General features: G+C 65.9%; 14 protein-coding genes and 1 pseudogene. 7 read left to right on the plus strand and 8 right to left on the minus strand.

Going from position 1 to position 15,397, the window contains the following annotated elements:
• Both KF783_RS04765 and KF783_RS04770 read left to right on the plus strand, forming a co-directional pair.
• A pseudogene (locus KF783_RS04765) lies at window positions 1-1,221 on the plus strand (Ti-type conjugative transfer relaxase TraA); the annotation flags it as partial.
• Window positions 1,222-1,248: 27 nt separating this feature from the next.
• Window positions 1,249-1,389, plus strand: coding sequence for a hypothetical protein (locus tag KF783_RS04770; RefSeq protein ID WP_294076989.1), 141 nt, complete (start codon window positions 1,249-1,251; stop codon window positions 1,387-1,389).
• A 152-nt stretch (window positions 1,390-1,541) separates the two neighbouring features.
• Here the strand turns inward: KF783_RS04770 and KF783_RS04775 are convergent, their stop codons facing one another.
• The 7 genes from KF783_RS04775 to KF783_RS04805 are packed head-to-tail and all read right to left on the minus strand — an operon-like array spanning window position 1,542 to window position 7,595.
• A complete protein-coding gene (locus KF783_RS04775; protein ID WP_294076990.1) occupies window positions 1,542-2,465 on the minus strand; it encodes an MBL fold metallo-hydrolase in 924 nt (307 codons plus the stop codon).
• 46 nt (window positions 2,466-2,511) lie between these two features.
• Entirely contained in the window at window positions 2,512-3,438 is a 927-nt protein-coding gene (locus KF783_RS04780) for a 3-keto-5-aminohexanoate cleavage protein (RefSeq protein WP_294076992.1), read from the minus strand.
• The gene (locus KF783_RS04785) at window positions 3,435-4,637 is read right to left on the minus strand and encodes an MFS transporter (protein WP_294076993.1); all 1,203 of its coding nucleotides are present in this window, start codon (window positions 4,635-4,637) and stop codon (window positions 3,435-3,437) included. The genes KF783_RS04780 and KF783_RS04785 overlap by 4 nt, the downstream gene beginning before the upstream one ends.
• Window positions 4,634-5,548: a 3-hydroxyacyl-CoA dehydrogenase family protein gene (locus tag KF783_RS04790; protein WP_294076994.1), complete on the minus strand. Its 915-nt coding sequence runs from the start codon at window positions 5,546-5,548 to the stop codon at window positions 4,634-4,636. Before KF783_RS04790 ends, KF783_RS04785 begins: the two co-directional genes overlap by 4 nt.
• A gap of 5 nt (window positions 5,549-5,553) precedes the next feature.
• Window positions 5,554-6,354, minus strand: coding sequence for an SDR family oxidoreductase (locus KF783_RS04795; RefSeq protein ID WP_294076996.1), 801 nt, complete (start codon window positions 6,352-6,354; stop codon window positions 5,554-5,556).
• A complete protein-coding gene (locus KF783_RS04800) occupies window positions 6,351-6,701 on the minus strand; it encodes a cupin domain-containing protein (RefSeq protein ID WP_294076999.1) in 351 nt (116 codons plus the stop codon). Before KF783_RS04800 ends, KF783_RS04795 begins: the two co-directional genes overlap by 4 nt.
• 24 nt (window positions 6,702-6,725) lie before the next feature.
• A complete protein-coding gene (locus tag KF783_RS04805; protein WP_294077001.1) occupies window positions 6,726-7,595 on the minus strand; it encodes a cyclase family protein in 870 nt (289 codons plus the stop codon).
• A 79-nt stretch (window positions 7,596-7,674) separates the two neighbouring features.
• Between KF783_RS04805 and KF783_RS04810 the strand changes: the two genes are divergently transcribed.
• The 3 genes from KF783_RS04810 to KF783_RS04820 all read left to right on the plus strand — a co-directional run bounded on the left by KF783_RS04810 (window position 7,675) and on the right by KF783_RS04820 (window position 12,560).
• Window positions 7,675-8,520 (plus strand): IclR family transcriptional regulator, encoded by an 846-nt coding sequence (locus KF783_RS04810; RefSeq protein WP_294077002.1) that lies wholly within the window; start codon window positions 7,675-7,677, stop codon window positions 8,518-8,520.
• Window positions 8,521-8,731: 211 nt separating this feature from the next.
• Complete coding sequence (locus KF783_RS04815) at window positions 8,732-11,077, plus strand: TonB-dependent receptor (RefSeq protein ID WP_294077004.1); 2,346 nt, start codon at window positions 8,732-8,734, stop codon at window positions 11,075-11,077.
• Window positions 11,078-11,168: 91 nt separating this feature from the next.
• Window positions 11,169-12,560 carry a ferredoxin reductase family protein gene (locus KF783_RS04820; RefSeq protein WP_294077005.1) on the plus strand — a complete coding sequence of 464 codons (1,392 nt, stop codon included), beginning with the start codon at window positions 11,169-11,171 and terminating at the stop codon, window positions 12,558-12,560.
• Here KF783_RS04820 and KF783_RS04825 read toward each other — a convergent pair.
• On the minus strand, window positions 12,557-13,195 hold the full coding sequence (locus KF783_RS04825; RefSeq protein WP_294077007.1) for a TetR/AcrR family transcriptional regulator: 639 nt from the start codon (window positions 13,193-13,195) through the stop codon (window positions 12,557-12,559). The two genes, KF783_RS04820 and KF783_RS04825, sit on opposite strands and share 4 nt — an antisense overlap.
• Before the next feature lie 103 nt (window positions 13,196-13,298).
• Between KF783_RS04825 and KF783_RS04830 the strand changes: the two genes are divergently transcribed.
• Entirely contained in the window at window positions 13,299-15,170 is a 1,872-nt protein-coding gene (locus tag KF783_RS04830; protein WP_294077008.1) for an FAD-binding protein, read from the plus strand.
• Entirely contained in the window at window positions 15,170-15,385 is a 216-nt protein-coding gene (locus tag KF783_RS04835; protein ID WP_294077009.1) for a 4Fe-4S dicluster domain-containing protein, read from the plus strand. The genes KF783_RS04830 and KF783_RS04835 overlap by 1 nt, the downstream gene beginning before the upstream one ends.
• Window positions 15,386-15,397 lie beyond the last annotated feature (12 nt).

The raw sequence follows: 15,397 nt of genomic DNA on the forward strand, positions 1-15,397 counted from the left end.
GGAACGAGGTCGAGACAGCCGAGAAGCGGGTCACCGGACGCGACACGCATCGTCCTCACCCACACCAATGACGAGGTTCGTGCGCTCAACATAGCCGCGCGCGAGCGACTTCGAGCCGGCGGCGAGCTTGGCGAAGATGTCGCAGTCAGCACCGAGCGCGGCGGAAGGGAGTTCGCCACTGGCGACCGCGTGATGTTCCTCAAGAACGAGCGCGGCCTCGGCGTGAAGAATGGAACGCTCGGGACCATCGAGAGTGTCACGCGGAGCCGCATGGCGGTGATGCTGGACGATGGCCGATCGGTCGCGTTCGATACGAAGGACTATGCCAACGTCGATCACGGCTATGCCGCGACCGTTCACAAGGCGCAGGGCGTCACGGTCGATCGCGTGCACGTGTTGGCGACGCCGGGGCTCGATCGGCATGCCGCTTATGTCGCGCTGTCGCGGCATCGCGACAGCGTCGATCTTCATTACGGGCGCGATGACTTCGCCGATCAGGGGAGGCTCGTGCGTGCAATGTCGCGCGAGCGCGGGAAGGACATGGCGTCTGACTACACCCGGAGGCCGAAGCAGGATCGTCAGTCCACAACAACGCCTGCGCGCAACCGGTTCGCCGGATTGAAACTGCGCGTCGATTCCGAGCCGTCGTTGCAGCCGAAGGAAAGCGCCGTCGAAGTTCGAAGCCGCGTGATCGCGCGGCATGCGCGCGCGGTGCAGTCCATCTTCGAGATGCAGGATCGCGGCCTTGCCACGACGCAAGAGCAGGCGTGCGAACTGCAAGTGTCGGCGAGCGACCTGAATGGCTTGCGTGAACATGCCGCGCGCGATGCGGAGGTTGCCTATGCACGCGACCCGTCGCTTGCGCCGGAAGCGGCCCGCGGCGACACCGAGCGCGCACGGTGCGCTATCATTCATGAGCGCGAAGTGCGGCTCGATCCGAACAAGCGTGCGGACCGGTTCGTGGAACGCTGGAACCGCTTCAGCCAGGCCGCAAAGCGAGCCTATGTCGCGGGCGACAACAACCGTCGACGCGCGATGCACGACGAGATGCGTGGCATGGCAAAGGCGCTGGAGCGCGACCCGCAGGTTGAATCGATCCTCGCCAATCGCAAGCGCGAACTCGGCGTAACCATCGACAGCGGTCGCACGCTAGGCGCCGAACTGGCGTTCAATCACGGGTTCGATCTGGTGCGTGGGAGAGGGTTGGGAATCGGGATGTAGTGAACCCGCTTCGCACCTCCAGTTCAGGTGACCGAGATCAGCCCGGTGAGCTGCCAGTCGCGGATCGGAAGTGATCTGGAGACGCTCGTCTCGACCGTGGCGCATCTCCATCCCTTTCTGGACGCCAAGCTGGTCGATGCCGCCGGGCGGATGGTGCAGCTAGACTAATGAACGCATCCGGCGCGAACAAACCCGCGCGTAACGGCAGCCGGAGTCGCTACCGGCGGGCCTTCATCAGGCCCGCAGCCACAGAATTTCCGGCAATTGGGGGCGCCCGCCGCGAGCGGAGGGCGCGGCGATGCGTTCCGGGCGGGTGCGGCTTACTCGTCCCGCGCCGGTACCTCCATCAGGTCGTGTGCGAACAGGACCGGGCCCGGGAAATAGCGGCGCAGCACCGCGGTGGTCGCCGCTTCGTCATTCTCGCCCGGGACGAAGTGGGTGAGGACAAGCGCCTTCACATTCGCCTCCTTCGCCATGCGGCCGGTCTCGTCGAGCGTGACATGGGCGCGCGCGTTGCGCAGCCCGCCGGGGGCGCCGGGCGGTCCGGTGCGGCCGTCCTTCTTGATGACGCCGCCCGAATCGATGATCAGATAATCCGCGTCGCGCGCAAGCACCGGCAGCGTTTCCGAATAGACGAGATCGCCCGAGATCACGATCGAACGCCCGCCCGCGTCGAAGCGCAGCGCCACGGTGTAGATGCTGTGGTTGACGTGCGCCGTGCGCACCCGGATCCCGCCGATCGTGAAGTCCTCGCCGCCCGTCAGCTCGGTGAGCGTATAGTCCTTTTCGGCGTCCTCCAGCGTCTTGCCGATGCGGCCGAGGCGATAGCGGATATCCTCGTCGTAATTGGCGAGCGCCGAGGCGGTGATCGCCGCCATCGGCGCCGGCCCCGCGACCACGAACTTGCGCCCGCCCAGCAGCGCGTGGATGAAGATCGGTACGAATTCCTCGTTATGATCGAGATGCTGGTGGGTGAAGAAGAGCCCGTCCAGCGATTCCTCGGGCACCTGCGCCTGGTGCAGCCTCGCCTGGGCGCCGTTGCCCATATCGACCAGGATGCGCGTGTCGCCATAGCGGATCAGCACCGACGCGTTCGCGCGTTCGGCGCGGTATTCGGGCGAACCCGATCCCAGGATGGTCGCGATCAGCTCCGGCTGTTCGGCGGTCGGAGCCGGCGACGCAGGCTGGGGCTGCGCGGAGACGGTGGCGCAACTCGCCAGCAGCATGGCGGCGGCGGCAAACATGGTCCTGGGTGCGATCCGGTATCCCATCTGCGGCATTCCCTCTGAGCTAGAATTTGACGCGGTCGCCGCCCTTGAGCGCGAGCAGCGTCCGCGCCTCGGCCGGGGTGGCGGGTTCGAGCCCCAGTTCGGCGAGGATGCGGACGATCTTCGCGACCTGATCGGCGTTGGACGCGGCGAGCTTGCCGCGGCCGATGAACAGGCTGTCCTCCAGCCCGACGCGGACATTGCCGCCCAGCATCGCCGCCTGCGTCACCACCGGCATCTGGTGGCGCCCGGCGCCGAGCGCGGACCAGACATAGTCGCTGCCGAACAGCCGGTCGGCGGTGCGGCGCATGAACACGACATTGTCCGCGTCCGCGCCGATCCCGCCCAGAATGCCGAACACGCTCTGGATGAAGAAGGGTGGCTTGGCGATGCCGCGATCGCCGAAATGCGCGAGATTGTAGAGATGGCCGATATCGTAGCATTCATGCTCGAATCGCGTGCCGTGATCGGCCAGCAGCTCGTAGTTGCGCGCGATATCGGCGAAGGTGTTGCGGAAGATGAACTTCTCGCTGTCGGCGATATATTGCTGCTCCCAGGGGAATTTCCACTCGGCGACCTTCGCGCCCATGCCGTGGAAGGAGAAGTTCATCGACCCCATGTTGAGCGAGCACATTTCCGGGCTGAACGTCAGCGCGGCGGCGAGCCGGTCCTCGGGGGTCATGTCCGGGCTGCCGCCGGTGGTGATGTTCACTACCGCGTCGCAGCCCTGTTTGATGACCGGCAGGAAGCGCCGGTAGATGTCGGGGTTCCCCGTCGGCGCGCCCGTCTCCGGATCGCGGGCATGAAGATGGAGGATCGCGGCGCCGGCCTCGGCCGCGGCGATCGCCTGATGGGCGATATCCTCAGGGGTATAGGGCAGCGCGTCGGACAGGGTAGGCGTGTGGATGCCGCCGGTGATGGCGCAGGTGATGACGACCTTGTTCTTCATGGACGCAGCTTCTCCGGATGGGTTTCGCGCAGTGCGAGGCTGATCAGCACACCGATGGCCATGGCCGCGATCGGGAACCACAATATGTGATCGATGCCGAATGCCTGAGCGGTCTGCCCCGCCAGGATCGGCGCGAGCCCTCCGCCGAGCAGCTCGCCTGCCGCGATCACCATCCCCGATGCGGTGGTCATCAGCGCGATCGGCACGGTTTCGGTCGCGATCGGGCCGACGGTGAGCGTGATCAGCGCGTTGTTGCAGAAATGGATGAGGAACAGGATCGCGAAGAGCAGCCACATATTGGGGCCCGCCATGTTGAGCGCGATCAGCGCGCCGAGCGCGCCGATGGAGCTGAGGATCATCACCGGCTTGCGCCCGATCAGGTCCGAGAGCGCGGAGAGCAGGATCGTGCCCGCCATCGCGCCGAAGCCGATCGCGGACATCACCACGCCCATGCTGAGCTCGTTGAGCTTCAGGTGATCGACGAAATAATTGGGCAGGAAGGCGCTGGTGGTGATCAGGCAGGTAAGCCAGCAGAACATGCCGGCCATCAGCAGCCGGATGTTGCGATGGCCGAACACGGTCTTCCAGTCCTGGAAGCTGTTCGTCTCGGTGCTGCGCTTCGGCGCATCGGGGATGATGCGCCAGGTCGCCCAGGCGATCAGCAGGCCGGGGATGGTGAAAATCAGGAAGATGTAGCGCCAGTCCACGCCCTCGCGCAGCAGGAAGCCGACGAGCAGCGGCGACAGGCCGAGCCCGAACAGCACCAGCATCGTCTGTTGCAGCCCGACATTGCGGCCATGGCGTTCGGGCGGGGAGGCGTTGACGGTGGCGGCGATGCTCGCTGGCGTGAAGGCGCCGTCGGCGAAGCCCATCACCACACGCACCAACACCAGCCCGCCCAGGCCCGCCGCAAGCCCGCTGCCGCCGATCAGCAGCGAGAAGACGATCAGCGAGCCTACTAGCACGCGGCGCTGGCCGATCCGGTCCGAAAGATTGCCCATCAGCAGCGCGGCGATACCCCAGGCGAGTGCGAGCGCGCCGGTGATCGTGCCGATATCGCCATAATCGAGATGCAGGTCGCGCGCGATGGTGGGATACATGGTGGAGATCAGGAAGCGGTCGATCCCGACCAGGCCGAAGCCCAGCGACAGGATCCCCACCGCGCGCAATTCCTTCCCCGTTACCGGATTCCTGCTCATTTGGCCGCCCTCTCCCGCTGTGCCTTGACCAGATGGGCGGCGAGACCGGCGCGTAGTTCCGCCTTTTCCGCGTCCGTCCATGGCCGGAATCCCTCGCCCGACTTGAAGCCCAGCCGCCCCGCCTCGACCAGTGCGGCGAGGTGGGGGTGGGGCCCCGCCGAGCGATCGAGCTCGGGGATGATCGTGCGGTGGATGTCGAGCGTCAGATCCAGCCCGACCAGGTCCGCATTCTCGAGCGGGCCGAGCACTGGAAGGCGCAGGCCGAAGCTGTTCCTGACGCAATGATCCAGCGTGCGCGCGTCGCAGACGCCGTCCGCGACCATCGCGATCGCCTCGCGCCACAGCGCATGCTGCAGCCGGTTGGCGACGAAGCCCGGCACGTCCTTGCGGACATGCGCCGGTGCCTTGCCGATGCTTTCGAGCAGCGCCATCGTTATGGTCACCGTCTCGTCGGACGTGTGCGAACCCTGGATCACTTCGACCAGAGGTATCAGCGGCGCGGGGTTCCACCAATGCGTGCCGACGATGCGATCGGCGGTATCGAATCCCGCCGCGATACTGCCGATCGGCATCACCGATGAATTGCTGGCCAGGATCGCGTCGCGCGGCGCGTGGGCGATCAGATCGGCGAAGATCGCGCGCTTGATCTCGATCCGCTCGGGTGCCGCCTCGGTGACGAAACCGGCCAAGGAGACCGCCTCGGCAAGATCGGCGGTTACCGTGACGCGCGCCGCCGCGGCGGGATCGCCGCCGGTCAGCTCCAGATCGGCGCGGAGGCGCTCTGCGACTGTGGCGCGGACCTGGTCGAAAGGTTCGTGGATCGCGACCTCATGGCCTGCGGAGGCGAAGACCTGTGCGATCCCCACGCCCATCAGCCCGCCGCCGATCACCGCGATGCGCGGTTCCGCCATGTGTTTTACCCCGCCGTATAGCCGCCATCGGCGTAGAGGATGTGCCCGGTGTGGAAATCGGACGCGCGCGAACAGAGGAAGAGCAGGGGCCCCGCCAGATCCTCGGGCTCGCCCAGCCGGCCGACGGGCACGCGCGCGAGAAAGCCCTCGCGCACCGCTCTTGCCTTGTCGTCATCGGCGAACATCCAGGCGGTGAGCGGCGAGCGGAAGACGGTGGGCGCGATCGCGTTGACCGTGATGCCGTGCTTCCCCCATTCGCAGCCAAGCGCCTTGGTGATCCCGTCGACGGCGGACTTGGACGCGCAATAGGCGGTATAGCCCGCCGGATGGCCAAGCTTGCCGCGCGCCGAGGAGGTAAACACCACCTTGCCCCCGCCGCCCTGCGCGATCATCTGCCTGCCCGCGGCGCGCGCGATCAGCCAGGCGCCGTCGACATTGGCGAGCATCACGCTGCGGAAGCGATCGGGCGACATGTCGATGATCGGCGCGACATCGTTCATGCCGGAGGCGACGACGAGGATGTCGACGCCGCCGTGCGCGGCGACCGCGGCGGCGACGATCGCGTCGCAATCCGCCTCGGTATCGGGGCGGCGGTTGACCGGCTCCGCGGCGATGCCCGCCGCCGCCAGCTCCGCGACGAGCTCGTCCAGCGCCGCGCGGTTGCCGCCGGTGACGGTCAGCCGCGCGCCGGCCCGGCCGAGCGTGGCGCACACGACCTTCCCGAAGGCGCCGGTCGCGCCGACCACGATCGCCGACTTGCCGGCGACATCGAACATTCGCGAGGGATCGATGGCGGGCAGCGTCATGCCCGCGCCTCCGGATAGGGCATCACCACCAGCATCGAGGCGACGGCATTGCCCTCGTTGCGAATCGCGCGTGCCTCGCCCGCGCCGACGAAGCAGCTGTCGAACGGCTGGAGCACATGGCAGGAGCCATCGCCCAGTTCGATCGTCACCGCGCCTTCGACGACGACATAGATTTTCTCCAGCGGGCTCGCATCCATCTCGGCTCCGCCGCCGGGAAGGAAGTGCGACAGGCCCGTCCAGGCGAAGCCGGCGGAGCTGGCGTCGAAGCCCTGAAGCCGCAGCCCACGCATGTCGTAATGCCCGGGCGCGTCATAGCGCCTCGCGTCGTTGAAACGCGTGATTTCCATGGATCCACTCCCGGCGGGAAGCCGCTATTCGGCCTTGCCCGTTTCGATGCGGAAGCTTCCGCTGGGGTCGACGATCGCGACGAGGCGGACGATGCAGCCGTCGCCCTTTTTCCAGCGCCACGGGAAGGCGGCGAAGGTGACGCGCTTGCCGGTCACCTTGTCGATGTCGCCGCCGACATTCTCGAACCCGCAGATGCCGGCGGAAAGGATCGCCTTGTGGCACGGCTCCCATTCGGGGAAGTCCTCGATCACCTTGCGGCCGGTGAGCTGGCGATATTCCTCATTGATGTGGGGGATCAGCCCGTTGGGCGCGCCGGGGCCATGCGGGCCGATCGCGGTGCCCAGCGGATGATCGAGCGCCTGGGTGTCCGATCCGCACATCTTTACGCCGCGCTTCACGAACCATTCGCCGGCATCCTTGTAGAAGCCCGGCGAGTAGCCGTAATAATGCATGTTATCGCCGTAATATTTGTGCCAGCCGGTGTTGACGATGACGATGTCGCCCTCGCGGATCTGCGGGCGGGCATTCTCCAGGTCCTCGGCGGTGATCACCTCCCACTTCTTCTTGGGGATCGAAACCACCACGCCGGTGCCGAAGAAATAGGGCAGGGGAACCTCGTCCATGAAGGGCGTGCCTTCGACGACATGCGCGGGCGCATCGATATGCGTGCCCGAATGCATCACCGTGGTGATGCGCTGAGTCAGCACGCCCGATTTGGACATGCCGTGCAGCCGTTCGATCTTCACATCCTCGAAATAGGGCCAGCAGGGCTGGCCGAGCCCCCAGGGATGGCTGAGGTCATAAAATTCCAGCCCCATCGCGTTGCTGAGGTTCGACTGCGTGAACTGGCTCAGCGATTCGTCGCGCCAATCCCCTTCCTCCCATCCAGGCATCCCACTCTCCTTAAGTACTGCATTACGGAATTTATGTACCGCATAGTGGATTTCACTACGGGATTCTGTCAAGGTTTTTTTGGCCAAGGCCGCGAAACCGCGATACTGTCGCATCGAACGAAGGGGGTTTGAGCAGGTGGCACGAGGCAATGGGGGCGAGAATGACGCCGCCGACCGCAATGGGATTCAGGTGATTGCCCGCGCGGCGAGCATCCTGCGCGAACTGAACACGGCGCGCGACGGGCTCAGCCTGGCGGAGCTCGCGTCGCGGCTTGGGCTGGCGCGCTCGACCGTACAGCGCATCGTCAAGGCGCTGTCCGACGAGCAGCTGCTGACGCCCACGTCGCGGCACGCGCGCGTGCGGCTGGGGCCGCTGCTCGTCCTGCTCGGCGCCAATGCGAAGCTCGACGTGATCGAGCTGGTGCGGCCGATCATGCAGAAGCTCTCGGCCAAGCTGGGGGAAACGGTCGACCTGTCGGTGCTGCAGGGGACGTCGGCACTGTTTGTAGATCAAGTAACTGGAAACAACAGACTTTCAGCGGTTTCCAAGCCCGGCCAGCTGTTTCCGCTGCACAGCACCGCCAACGGCAAGGCGCTGCTCGCCAGCGTCGAGGGCGATGAGTGGCGCGCGCTGCTGCCGGCCCGTCTGCCCACCGATACCGAGAATACCATCACCTCGATCGATTCGCTCGAAAGCGAGATCGACGAGATCCGCAAGCGGCGGCTCGCCTTCGACCTGGAGGAGCACACGCTTGGTGTGTGTGCGATCGGCGCCTGGTTCGCCGATCCGACCGGGCGATCCTATGCCATATCGGTGCCGGTCCCATCGGTGCGCTTCGCCGATACGCTGGATCTGCGCAACGCCGTGCTCGCGGCGCAGCGCGAGATTGCCGCCGCAATGCACAGCAGCGATCCCACCCCCTGACGGCCGCCGGCTGCAATCCGTCAGCCATGCCGCCATGCGATACAGTCGCGTTCGAATCCGGCCGCGGTGGCGGAATCGGTGCCCATATGTGCGCCGGTGGGACGGATCTTCCGCCTGATATGCCGAATTGAAGCTTGACGAAGTACTATTATGCGATACACATAACCCACAATACGGTCATATAAGACCATGCAAGGGGAGGAACTCGCATATGCGTGAGGGTCGTTCGCGTGCGGCGTGCTTGATCGGTATCTGCGCTTCGGCGCTGATGGTTTCTCCGGCGCTGGCGCAGGATGAGGCGCCGCCGCAGCAGCAGAAGGGCGAAGAGGTATTCGGCGCCGACGAGATCGTCGTCACCGCGACCAAACGCTCCGAGAGCCTGCAGAAGGTGCCGCTTTCGATCACTGCCTTTTCGCAGGAGGAGATGGAGCGGAAGGGCTACACCAATCTCGGCGGCGTGCAGGAATCGACGCCCAACCTGAACTTCTCCGTCCAGTCCGCGGGCCAGAATGTGGTGCGCGTCACGCTGCGCGGCGTCGGCACCGAGACACTGGTCGGCGGCGGCGATCCGGGCGTCGCGCTGCATATCGACGGCGTCTATGTCGGCCGCAACTCGGCTGCCGCGACCGACATCTTCGATATCGAGCGCGTCGAGGTGCTGCGCGGGCCGCAGGGCACGCTCTATGGCCGCAACGCCACGGGCGGTTCGATCAACATCATCACGAAGAAGCCGACGACGGATGGTGTCGAAGGGTCGGGCGACTTCACCTATGGCAATTATAACGAGCTGCGCGTGCGCGGCGTGGTCAATGTGCCGCTGAGCGACACGCTGTCGTCGCGCATCGCGGTGTTCGGCGAGAGCCATGACGGCTATCTGAAGAATCTCTACCCTTCGGGTCGCGACAATAACGACAAGGAGACCTTTGGCGGGCGCATGCAGCTGCGCTGGCAGCCTTCCGCGGGGACGGACATCCTGCTGCGCGGCTATTTCCAGAAAATCGGCGGCGCCGGCCCGGGCTCGCGGTATCTGGGCACCGATATCGTCTCGGCGAACGGCTATCCAACCCAGGGCAATGTCGGCATCGGCTCCGCCGGTCAGCGCGTGGGGGCGGACGTGTTCAACCTCGCGCGCACCCGCACCGGAGAGGCAGTGCTGCCGCGCCCGACCGGCTTCTACGAAGTGCGCAAGGACGCGCCCGAATTCGTCGACCTGCTGATCAAGGGCGTCGATCTGGAAGCCGATGTCGATCTGTCGGACGCGATCCTGCTGCGCTCGACCAGCTCCTATCAGACCAACACCAACGAGATTCTGGTCGATTCGGACAATTCGGAGCTGCCGATCGAGACGCGCTACCGCAAGAATGACGCGTCGCAGTTCAGCCAGGAATTCAACCTGCTGTCGCAGACCAAATCGCCGTTCCAGTGGCTGTTCGGCGCATATTTCTATCATGAGGCACTGACCGAGCGCTTCCAGACGATCGTGCCGGCTGGATTGATCCCGACGAGCGTTGCGTTGCCGGCGGGCGCCGTGCCGGGCGGCGGCGGCGTCAAGCAGGACCGCGTGGTCAACCACAAGACCGAAAGCTACGCGCTGTTCGGGCAGCTTTCCTATGAGCTCACGCCCGGGCTAATCGCCACCGCGGGCCTGCGCCACACCTGGGACAACAAGGTCCAGAACCGCACCGGCGGCGGCCAGATCGACATCACCACCGGCATCCGCGCGGGGACGCCGGGCCTGACCGGCTACGAAGCGCCCACGCACGGCGAGGTTTCCTTTGCCGAGTTCACCTATCGCCTCAGCCTGGCCTATGAGTTCGCGCGCGACCATAATCTCTTCGCGAGCTATTCGCGCGGCTACAAGAGCGGCGGCTTCGATTTCAACGGCGGCGTGGTGGACCCGACGACGGGCCAGGTGCCGTACAAACCCGAATTCGTCGACGCGATCGAGGTGGGGTCGAAGAACCGCTTCTTCGACCGGCGCATGACGCTGAACGTCACCGCATTCCACTATAAGTACAAGGATTTGCAGGTGTTTCGCCTCACCGGCGACGGCCCGCTGACCGACAATGCGGCGCAATCGACGATCTGGGGTATCGAGGGCGAACTGAAGCTGCAGCCCACCGACGATTTCGCGATCGACGGATCGGTCGGCTATCTCGACGCGACCTACGACCAATATTCGATCCCGATGCCGCCCACCGATTTCTCGGGCAACCGGCTGAACTACGCGCCCAAATGGACCGCGGCCGCCGGTGCCGAATATACCGTGCATCTCGGCGAGGACTCGCTGCTCGCGCGCGTCGACTGGTCCTATCACTCGGCGACCTATTTCGACCGCGCGAACCTGGCGCTCGACCGGCAGGATGCCTACAGCCTGTTCAATGCCCGGCTGCGCTACAATATGGCGTCCTGGTATGTCGATCTGTGGGGCAGGAACCTGACCCAGACCGAGTATCTGACCGGTCAGCTGATCAATCCGCCGTTCAACTGCAATTGCCGCACTGTGAACCTGGGTGCGCCGCGCACCTATGGCATCACCATCGGCACGCGGTTCTGACGGATGCGGCCGCCGGCGGAGTTCCCCGCCGGCGGCCGTTGTTGCGCTTCCGGGATTGCCGATGGCGAACCGGCGCGCGAAACAAGGTATGATGGCGATGGGCAGCAGCGAGCGTGACTTTCCGGCACAGGCCTGGCCGAGCCGCCGCGGCAGGACCGGCGCGCGCACCTCGCTGATCCTCTATTGTGTTGCGATCCTGATACCGGCGATTCTGTCGCTGTCGATCGCCTATCAGTGGAACCACGTCTTCGCCTCGATCGTCAGCGTGCTCAACATCGTCTTCATGGCGATGATGCTGTCGCAGTTCGCGCTCTCCTCGCGCGGGCGCTGGCTCTACCGGCTGATGGGAATCGATCAGGCGATGTCGCTCCACCGCCGCATGGGCGAATGGATCGCGATCTTCTTCTTCCTCCACCCGTTCCTGATCGTGCTGCCGCGGATGTGGTTCGCGCCGGAGCTGGTCTGGTCGGACCTGTGGCTCAGCTTCACCCAGGCCAGCGTCGCCACCGGCGTCTATGCGTGGATGATCCTGATCGTCTGGACTTTGGTGTCGATCGCCAAGGCCAAGGCGGGGCTGTCGTTCGAGGCCTGGCGCTACAGCCATACGATCGGCTTCGGCGCCGTCGCCGTGCTGGGCGTGCTCCACGCGATCGATGTGGGGCGCCACGGCCAGCTCCAGCCGCTGTTCAACTGGATCTGGATCGCGGGCGGCACCGCCGCGGTGCTCGCCGCGCTCTGGGGGCTCACCGGCCGCGCGCGCGCGATGGACGCGAAGACCTTCCGGCTGGTGGAGGTGCGCAAGGCGAGCGCGAGCGACTGGGAACTGGTGCTCGAGAACGACCGCAAGCTGCCCTTCGCGTTCGAGGCGGGGCAGTTCGCCTGGATCGGTGCTTCGCGCAGCGCGCTGTTGCGCGACGAGCATCCCTTCTCGATCGCGTCCGCGCCCTCGGAACTGCCGGTGCTGCGCTTCGTGATCCGCGAACTAGGCGATTTCACGCGCCAGCTTGCGCAGCTGAAGCCAGGCAGCCGGATCCGCGTCGACGGTCCCTATGGCGATTTCTCGCTGGCCGGGCGGTCGGCGCGGGGCGTGCTGCTGATCGCGGGCGGTGCGGGCATCGCGCCGATGCTGGGGGTGCTGCGGGACCTGACGCCCGATCAGGCGCGACTGCCCATCCGGCTGCTCTACGGCAACCGCACCGCGTCGCAGCTGGTGGCGCAGGATGAATTGAGCGCGCTGGAGGCGCGGCTGCCCGATTTCCGGCAGGTGATCGCGCTCGAACAGACCGATGCTTCCATCGGCGCGCACCATCATGGGCGGATGGACCCCGATTTCCTGAAGGCGCATCTGCCGCCACACGAGGAGATTGCCGGCTGGCTGATCTTCGTCTGCGGCCCGCCGGTGATGGTCGAGCATGTCGTGGCGCATCTGATCCGGCTCGGCGTGCCGAAGCAGACGATCCTGTACGAGGAATTCGGCTTCTAGCGCTGGTCCCGCGCGATCGCGTGGCGCAGTCCGCCGAGCGCGACCGCCACGATATGCGCGGTGAGCGTGTCGATCATCGCATCGTCGATGCGGCGATGGGCGAACAGCGCGATGTGGCGCCGGTTGAACGGAAGCACCATGCGCGCCATCCCGAGCACGCTCGCCTCGCACAGCAGCAGCTGCTCCGGCGTCACCTCGGCGCCGATGATTGCAGTGAGGCAATCGAGCATATGGCTGCGCGCCGCCGCCAGCACTTCCTCGTCGACATCGTCGACGATGCCGGTCGGGCGGATATCCTCCCAATTACGCATCTTGTCGAAACGCGACGCCTCGCCGTCATGGTTCATGCGCTTCAGGATCGAGTGGACATGCGCGGCGAGCCGGTCCTCGGGCGCGAGCGCCGCATCGGCCGCGAAGGGGAATTGCACGGCGCTCTCTTCGAACGCGCGCAGATAGGCGGCGCGATAGGCCGCGGCCTTGTTGCCGAAATGATAGTTGAGCGCGGCGACATTGGCTTCTGCGCGCGCGCAGATCTCCGCCACGGTCGCGTCGTCAAAGCCTCTTTCGACGAATATGTCGCAGGCCGCGTCGAGCAGCCGGTCGCGCGTGCCGCGCCGCTCTTTTGAAACATTCATTTCAAATGCTCACTTGAATTTTTCATCGGGTCTCGTACAACGGCAGCAAGCTGGCGAGTCAAGCAATAGTTCAGCGCAACGGGTGAGAGCGGACAACCGGAAAATGGACGAGGAACGCGGCGAGACTCCCGAAGGCGAAGCGCCTTCCAGCGGATATAGCCGCCGCGATCTGGGGCGAATCGCGGGGCTTTCCGCGGTGGCGCTGGCAGCGCCGCTGATCGTCACCAACCAGAGCCCGTCGACGCGTGTACCAAGGCCCAGCGGCTGGCACGCGTCGGACATATTGGTGATCGGCAGCGGTTTCGCCGGCGTATTCGCGGCACTGGAGGCCGTGCGCCAGGGCATGTCGGTCACGCTGGTGGACAAGGGGACTGTCGGCTGGTCGGGGCTCTCTCCATGGGCCTCGGACAGCCGGCCATTCGACCCTTCGATCTACAACCGCAAGGAGTGGATCGACAATCTCGCGATCAACACCGAATGGCTGTTCAACCGCGGATGGATGGACATCTTCCTCGACGAATCGATGGAGATTTTCGACATATTGGAACGCTGGGGCTGCCATGCGGTGCGGCCGTTCGAACGATCGACGGTGTTCCGCGGGCTGCTCGAGGATGCGGGGGTGGCGCTAGTCGAGCGGGTGATGGTCACCTCGCTGCTCCAGGACGATACGGGCCGCGTCAACGGCGCGCTCGGCTTCACTTATGACGACAGCCATGCGCCCTGCGCGCCCGTGCGCTTTGCGGCGCGCGCGGTGATCTCCTGCGCGGGCGCGGGGGCGTATAAAAGCCCCGGCTTTCCCAATTGGGGCCAGACGTTCGATGGCGACGCGCTCGCCTATCATGCTGGCGCCTGGATCACCGGCAAGGAATTCCACGACACCCACCCGACCTTCTCGAAAGACCCCGCCGCCTCCTATGACGGCTGGCGTTGGGCGCAGACAGTGAAGGGCGCCTATGTGATGGTAGGTCCGCCCGAGCCGCTGATGGGCGGGTTGACGCTGGGCAATGCGGTCAACGTCTCGCAGGGGCGGCTGATGCGCGTTCCGGGCGGCGGCCCCGGCGGCGAGCCGCCGCCCGAGCCGGGCGTGCCGCGCAAGCCATCGCCGCACGAGATCGCCAACCGCAACTATGTGGGCAAGGGGTTCCTCGCGCGATCGGACCTGACGCTCGATTTCGGCGGCCCGCCCGAGGACGGATCGGTGCCCGAACAGGGCTTCCGCGTCGGCGGCGCGACCGCGGGCATGGGGGTGCACAAGGGCGAGGGCGTCTATTGCTCCGACTATAGCTGCGGCGCGGAAGGCGTGCCTGGGCTCTATGCCGCGGGCGATGCGCTGGGATCGATGCTGTGCGGGCCGCTCTATCCGGGGCGCGGCTTCGCGTCGTTCGGGTCGGCGATCCAGGGGCGGCGCGCGGCGCGCAGCGCGGCCGACTATGTGCGCAAGGCGCCCGCCAGCCGCGTCGACCGCGCTGCGCTGGACCGCAAGATCGAGGCGCTGTTCGCGCCGCGCGTACGAAAGGAAGGGTTCAGCCCCGCCTGGGTGACGCAGGTGCTGCGCAACACGATGACACCCCTGCACATCCTCTACATCAAGGACCCCCGCAGGCTCGACGGCGCGCTCGCCTCGATCGAATATCTGCGCAGCCGCGTCGTGCCGCACATGGTGGCGGGCGACGGCCACCAGCTGCGCGTAGCTATCGAGGCGGAGAACATGCTGCTCAACGCCGAGATGAAGCTGCGGGCGGGCCTGTTCCGTACCGAGAGCCGCGGGACGCATTTCCGCGAGGACTATCCGTTCCGCGACGATGCCAATTGGTTCTGCTTCGTCGTCATGCGCAAGGGCGAACAGGGGATGGTGCTCGAAAAACGCCCGCTGCCCGACGCGTGGCGCCCGCCCGCCGCCATGGCCTATCGCGAGCGCTATCCGCGCGTCTGGCCCGGCGAGGACGTCCAGCTCCAAGCGCGAGGAATAGCCTGATGCCAGTTAGTCAGATCCGTGGATGCATCGGGTGCGGCAATTGCGTGAAGGCGTGTCCGCCCGACGTGCTCCGGCTCGATGCCGCGACCGGCAAGGCGTTCATCGCCTATCCCGACGATTGCCAGATCTGCCATCTTTGCCGGCTGAGCTGCCCGGTCGACGCGATCGAGCTGACGCCCGACCAGCATGTGCCGCCGATCGTCTCCTGGGGCTGAGGCCCGAACTCT

Source organism: Sphingomonas sp. (assembly GCF_019635455.1).
Taxonomy (GTDB): domain Bacteria; phylum Pseudomonadota; class Alphaproteobacteria; order Sphingomonadales; family Sphingomonadaceae; genus Sphingomonas.